General features: G+C 64.9%; 6 protein-coding genes. 2 read left to right on the top strand and 4 right to left on the bottom strand.

What is annotated here, in order from left to right; translation table 11 throughout:
* Positions 1–76: 76 nt before the first annotated feature.
* Entirely contained in the window at positions 77–508 is a 432-nt protein-coding gene (locus ACIQ09_RS21340; protein WP_398314298.1) for an REP-associated tyrosine transposase, read from the top strand.
* Positions 509–664: 156 nt separating this feature from the next.
* On the opposite strand, the gene glyA is transcribed toward ACIQ09_RS21340, so the two are convergent.
* The 4 genes from glyA to ACIQ09_RS21320 form a co-directional block, all read right to left on the bottom strand.
* Complete coding sequence (gene glyA / locus ACIQ09_RS21335; RefSeq protein ID WP_398314296.1) at positions 665–1,954, bottom strand: serine hydroxymethyltransferase; 1,290 nt, start codon at positions 1,952–1,954, stop codon at positions 665–667.
* Between the two features lie 53 nt (positions 1,955–2,007).
* Positions 2,008–2,148 carry a hypothetical protein gene (locus ACIQ09_RS21330; RefSeq protein WP_398314295.1) on the bottom strand — a complete coding sequence of 47 codons (141 nt, stop codon included), beginning with the start codon at positions 2,146–2,148 and terminating at the stop codon, positions 2,008–2,010.
* A 104-nt stretch (positions 2,149–2,252) separates the two neighbouring features.
* Positions 2,253–3,068, bottom strand: a complete 816-nt coding sequence (locus ACIQ09_RS21325) for a YggS family pyridoxal phosphate-dependent enzyme (protein ID WP_398314293.1) — start codon at positions 3,066–3,068, stop codon at positions 2,253–2,255.
* Positions 3,068–4,309 (bottom strand): benzoate/H(+) symporter BenE family transporter, encoded by a 1,242-nt coding sequence (locus ACIQ09_RS21320; protein ID WP_398314291.1) that lies wholly within the window; start codon positions 4,307–4,309, stop codon positions 3,068–3,070. Before ACIQ09_RS21320 ends, ACIQ09_RS21325 begins: the two co-directional genes overlap by 1 nt.
* Positions 4,310–4,417: 108 nt before the next feature.
* On the opposite strand from ACIQ09_RS21320, the gene ACIQ09_RS21315 reads away from it, so the two are divergent.
* Positions 4,418–5,917 (top strand): PLP-dependent aminotransferase family protein, encoded by a 1,500-nt coding sequence (locus ACIQ09_RS21315; protein ID WP_398314289.1) that lies wholly within the window; start codon positions 4,418–4,420, stop codon positions 5,915–5,917.
* Positions 5,918–6,506 lie beyond the last annotated feature (589 nt).

Raw genomic sequence — 6,506 nt, 5'->3', positions numbered from 1 at the left:
GCCGTTAATCGAACTCCGCGGGCGACTGAAGTCGCCCCTACAAATCGCGTGGTGCGCATCTCAATGAGGTTTCACGATGACCCGTGATGCCCTGCGGGTGGGGCGATTCTCTCAGGCGGGGGGGATTTACCTTGTGACGACGGCAACGGCGGGGCGATTGCCGGTTTTTGCGGATTTCGGCTGCGCACGAATGGTGGTTCGGGAAATGCGTTGCCTTGCCATTCAGGGTGATCTGACCTCACTCGCCTGGGTGCTGATGCCGGATCATCTGCATTGGTTGATCCAGCTTGGTCACGGCGCGTCATTGTCGGCGCTGCTCCGCGCCTTCAAAGGTCGCAGTGCCCGCCGCACCGGTCGTCCCTTGTGGCAACGCGCCTTCCACGACCGCGCCCTGCGCCGTGAAGACGAGATCCTGCCCGCCGCCCGCTACATCATCGCCAACCCCGTCAGAGCCGGCCTGGTGCAGAAGGTTGGCGACTACCCCCACTGGGATGCGGTGTGGCTTTGAAGCAAAAACAGTGGGATAAGAGATCGGCCGTGCAGAGCCTGCAGGGGCGACCTGTAGGGGCGACTTCAGTCGCCCACCACCCGTCGATCACAGACAAGCCGTTAATCGAAGCCCGCGGGCGACTGAAGTCGCCCCTACAATCCCACCCCACGTCGATCACCGGCATGCCCTTGACTTGACGTACACGGGATGGCGGCGGCACAGATCCACCACGTGTTCCCGCACCCGATCACGCACCGTCATCAGCGCACTGCCACCTGCCTCCAGTGCATCCAGCACGTCGCACAGCCAGCCGGCCAGTTGTTCGCATTCGGACACGCCAAAGCCGCGTGTGGTTACGGCGGGTGTGCCAATGCGCAGCCCTGACGTGACGAAGGGTGAACGCGGGTCGTTGGGTACCGAGTTCTTGTTCGCGGTGATGTAGGCGTCACTCAGCGCGGCGTCGGCGTCCTTGCCGGTGTAGGGCCGGGTGGACAGGTCGATCAGCATGAGGTGATTGTCGGTCCCGCCGGAAACGATCTGGTAGCCGCGCTGCTGAAGTGTGGCCGCCATGGCGCGTGCGTTGGCCACGACCTCTTGCTGGTAGATCTTGAACTCAGGCTGCAGTGCTTCCTTGAAGGCGATGGCCTTGGCGGCGATCACGTGCATCAGCGGGCCGCCCTGGATGCCTGGGAACACGGCGGAATGGAGCTTCTTGTAGAACTCATGATCCTGCCCCTTGGAGAGGATGATGCCGCCGCGAGGGCCGCGCAGGGTTTTGTGGGTCGTGCTGGTCACCACGTGGGCATGGGGCAGGGGATCGGGGTATTCGCCTGCCGCCACCAGGCCGGCTACATGCGCCATGTCCACCCAGAAGATGGCGCCCACCTTGTCGGCGATGGCGCGCATGCGCGCCCAGTCCTTGTGGCGCGAATAGGCGGAGAAGCCGCCGATCAGCATCTTGGGCCGGGTCGCCAGCGCGAGGCGCTCCATCTCGTCGTAGTCGATCAGGCCGGTTTCGGGATCAAGACCATAGGGCACGATCTTGTAATGACGGCCGGAGAAATTGGACGGGTTGCCGTGTGTCAGATGGCCGCCCTGGGCCAGGTTCATGCCCATCACGGTGTCGCCGGGTTTCGCCAGTGCCAGGAACACGGCCGCGTTGGCCTGGGCGCCTGCATGGGGCTGGACGTTGGCGTAGTCGCAATCGAATAGTGTCTTGACCCGTTGGATAGCCAGGCGCTCGGCCACGTCCACATGCTCGCAGCCGCTGTAGTAGCGTTTGCCGGGATAGCCCTCGGCGTATTTGTTGGTGAACACCGAGTTCTGGACGGCCATTACCAGCGGGCTGGCGTAGTTCTCGGAGGCGATCAGCTCGGCGTGATCCTCCTGGCGGTGCGCTTCCTGTCGGACGGCTTCGTCCAGCTCAGGATCGAAGTCGGTGAGCGTCAGGGATGAGTCATACATGGGATTTTTCCTGTGTCTCGGGAGGGGAGGGGGGGGATGGCGCATTTGCCGGATCAGCGTGCTGACAACAGGCGAGCAATGCGCACCACCATGTCGTCGATCTGAGATTCGTCGCAGATCAGTGGCGGCAGCAGCCGGATGACGGTGTCCCGGGTCACCGTGGCCCGCATCAGATGAGAGCGTGTTACTTGCATGGGGAAAATCCTGTTCTTGAACTTGCTGACGCACTTACGTGCCGGTGTTGTCCTGTCCTGGTGGGGGCTTCAAGGTCGAGATGGCGGATGGCGGATGGCGGTGTTCATGGTTGCGACTCCTCTGTGTTGGGTTCGCCGGGCCAGTAGTGGCTGTCTGGCAAAGGGCGGGCGCCAAAAATGGCCTGGCCGACGCGCACCACGGTGGCACCTTCCTCGATGGCGATCTCGAAATCGCCGGACATGCCCATCGACAGTTCGTCCAGCGCGATGCCCGCGGGGGCGCTTTGGCGCAACCGGTCGCGCAGGCTGCGCAGCCGCACGAAGCACTGGCGCACCCTTGCGGTGTCGCTGGATAACAGCGCCAGGGTCATCAAGCCGCGCACGCGCAGCGCCGAAAACGCTGGCAGCGCCTGGATGAAGGCCGGCACGCCCTCGGGCGACAGCCCGTACTTGCTGGCTTCGCCGGACGTATTGACCTGCACAAATACCTCCAGCGAACGCCCTTCGGCTTGCAGACGACGATCCAGCACCTCTGCCACGCGCAGGCTGTCCAGTGCCTGGAATTCGGCGGCAAAGCGCGCCACCAGCCTGGCCTTGTTGGTTTGCAGATGGCCGATCACCGACCACTGCAGATCTGTCAGATCCTGCATGGCCTCCCATTTGCGGTGCGCTTCCTGCGGCTTGTTTTCGCCCAGCATCCGGCAGCCTGCCGCGTGCGCCAGGCACAGGCTGGCTTCGGGCTTGGTCTTGCTCACCGGCAACAGGCGCACCGTTGCCGGATCGCGTTCCACCCGGCGGCACGCGGCCCTGATGCGGGCCCGGACTGCCGCCAGGTTGCGCTGGAAGTCCTCGACCGTCCTGGCCTCGGGATAGCGGCCGTGCTGCTCGTGGCCGGTCTGGGTGTCGAATGGCGCGGGCATCAGTTCACCCCGCTGTTGACCGGCGTGGGCGCCATGGCGGGTGTGCTTGCCTTTTGCGGCAAGCTGCCATTGAGGGCCACATGGGCGAGCAGCCCGATCACCAGTCCCCAGAAGGCGCCGCCGATGCCCAGCAGGTTGATGTTGGCGGCTGCCGCCAGGAAGGTGATCAAAGCGGCTTCACGCGTCCTGGCGTCGGCCAGTGCGGTGGCCAGGCTGCCGCCGATGGTGCCCAGCAATGCCAGGCCCGCCAGCGTGGTGATGAAGGTGGCTGGCAAGGCCATGAAGACCGCCGCCAATGTCACGCCGAACACCCCCACAAGGACGTAGCACACACCGGCGGCGATGCCTGCGATCCAGCGCTTGGACGGGTCTTCGTGGGCCTCCCGGCCCGTGGCGATGGCGGCGGTGATGGCGGCGATGTTGAACGCATGCGAGCCGAACGGTGCCATCAGTAGCGAGCCGAGGCCCGTCACCGTCACGATGGGGTTGGCGCTGGTCTTGAAGCCGTCATTGCGCAGTACCAGCATGCCGGGCATGTATTGGCCGGTCAGGGTGATCAGGAACAGCGGCAGCGCCACACTCAACAAGGCGTTGAGCGAAAAGGCGGGCATGGTGAAGACTGGTGTGGCCAGCTGCAATTGCAGCCCCGACAGATCGACGCGATCCTGAACCAGCAGAAAGGCCAGCCCCAGCACCAGAATGCCCACCACCGCATAGCGTGCGGAGAAGCGCTTGAACACCACGTAGGCGACGATCAGCACGCCGGCCAGCAGTGGGTCGATGTTGATGCCGCCAAAGGCCTTGATGCCGAACTGCAGCAGGATGCCGGCCAGCAGCCCGGCGGCCACGCCCAGCGGGATCAGACGGATGACGCGCTCGAACCAACCCGACAGCCCCAGCACCACGAATGCGGCTGCCGAGATCAGGTAGGCCCCGACGGCTTCGGCATATGGCGTGGTCGCCAGCGCGGTGACCAGAAACGCCGCCGCCGGGGTGGACCAGGCGGTGATGATCGGCTCGCGGGACATCCAGCTCAGGATGATCCCCGTTACGCCCACGCCAATGGAAATCGACCACACCCAGGAAGCCGTCAGCTCCGGACTCAGGCCCGCAATCCTGGCAGCCTGGAAGACCAGGATGAATGTGCCGCCGTAGTTGACGATGACCGAGATCAGGCCGGCCACGACGGGGTGGGTGAGATCGCTCCAGCGAACGGATGAGTGTGAACGGGCGGATGACATGGCCTGAAGGTGACTCCTGAGACTGGGGATGAATGGGTTGCGAGGTGTATTTATAGTCTTAGAATGGACGGATGTTCCCTGCCGCTTTTTCATGGAGATGCCGGCCAATTGTTCAAGCACGCTCAACTTGAATCCGTCAAAGCCTGGATCGGCGACCCGGCACATGGCGCCTTGCCTCTGCATGCGCGGGTGCAGCGGGCCATTCGCCAATTGATACTCGACGGTGCGCTGGACGTGGGCAGACCATTGCCCGCGTCACGTGCCCTGGCGAAGTCGCTTGGGGTTTCCCGCGATACGGTCGAGTCGGCCTACAGCCAGTTGCACGCCGAAGGCTTCATCGAACGGCGTGTAGGCAGCGGCACCTTCGTTTCGGAGCGGGCCCAGCGCCTGCCGGGGCGCGCCCAGCCACGGGGAGCGAGCGGGGATGGCAAGGCTGCACTGCGCCTCAGCCAGCGCGGTCGCGCCATGTTCAACAGCGGCGGCGTGCGCGACTTTCTGGCACCACGGCCGTTTGCGCCCGGTGTGCCCGAGACGCGTAGCTTTCCGCTTCAAACCTGGGAGCGATTGGAGCGGCAGGTGTTGAAGGAATACGGCAGCCTGGCGCTTCTGCACAGCCCGCCCCAGGGCATGGAGCCGCTGCGGCGCGCTATTGCCGATTACGTCAATCTCGAACGTGGCGCGCGGGCGACCCCCGACCGTGTGCTGGTGCTGACCAGTTCCCAGCAAGCCTTGACCCTGTGCGCCACGGTCCTGCTCGACGCGGGTGACCGGATCTTCATCGAAGACCCCGTGTACCACGGTGCGCGCAAGGCGTTCGAGGCCGCTGGCCTGGAATGCGTGCCCGTGCCGCTGGATGAGGACGGCCTGCGGGTGGATCGTTTGCTGGAGGCAAGCACGGTGCTCGGCGAACCGGCCAGGGCGGTGTTCCTGACACCATCGCACCAGTTCCCCACCGGGGCGAAGCTGGCGCTGGACCGGCGCCTGGCCATCATTGAATGGGCCAGGCAGTGCCAGGGCTGGATCATCGAAGACGACTACGACAGCGAGTTTCACTACGCGGGCAAACCCACGGCCTGCGTGCAGGGGCTCGATCCTCATGAACGCACGATCTACATCGGTACCTTCACCAAGTCGCTTTTCCCGGGTTTGCGCATCGGCTACATGGTGCTGCCGCCGCCGCTGGTGGCCCCGATGACCGTGGCCCGCACGCTGCTGGATGGGCACAGCGCGCCGATTCCGCAGCTCACGCTGGCGCGCTTCATCGAAGGCGGCCACTTCGGCGCCCACGTGCGCACCATGCGCGCCGTCTATGCGGAACGGCGCGACGTGCTGGCGCGGCTGGTGCGCCAGCATCTGGCCGATTTCGTGGAAGCGCGGGTTCCGGCCGGGGGCATGCAGATGCCCTGCGTGTTCATCCGGGATGTTCCCGAACCCGAGGCCGTCGAATCCGCACGCCGGGCCGGAATCGATCTGCTGGGACTGACGGGGCTACATATGTCGAGTCATCACAAGGCCGGCTTCCTCATGGGATTCGCCGCTCACGCCCCCCATGAACTGGATGTCGCCGTCAAGAAACTTGCCCATGTGCTGCGTGCGCTGTGCCGCTGATTGGCCTGCCACGCGTCGATCACCGTCCTGATCCTTGAACCGCCGAGATGCGCCGGGCGCAGGAAGGCCCTGTAGGGGCGACTTCAGTCGCCCACCCCCCGCCGATCACCGGCACGCCGTTAATCGAAGTCCGCGGGCGACACCCCCCTGTAGGGGCGACTTCAGTCGCCCACCACGCTTCGATCACAGGCATGCCTTTGACAAAGTCCGCGGGCGACTGAAGTCGCCCCTACATATCGGCTCGATCCCCGGAGAAAGTGCCACCACCGGCCAAATGCTTGAACCGCCGAGATGCACCCGGCGCGCAGGAATGCCCTGTAGGGGCGACTTCAGTCGCCCACCCCACGCCGATCACCGGCACGCCGTTAATCGAAGTCCGCGGGCGACACACCCCCCTGTAGGAGCGACTTCAGTCGCCCACCCCACGCCGATCACCGGCACGCCGTCAATCGAAGTCCGCGGGCGACTGAAGTCGCCCCTACATATCGGCTCGATCCCCGGAGAAAGAGCCACCACCGGCCAGTCACCGGACTGATCCTTGAAACGCCGGGATGCGCCGGGTGCAGGAATGCCCTGTAGGGGCGACTTC

Origin of the sequence: Zoogloea sp., assembly GCF_044344315.1 — a bacterium.
Taxonomy (GTDB): Bacteria; Pseudomonadota; Gammaproteobacteria; order Burkholderiales; family Rhodocyclaceae; genus Zoogloea.
The sequence above is the reverse complement of the archived record's forward strand: the minus strand, read 5'-3'. Positions and strand labels throughout refer to the sequence as shown.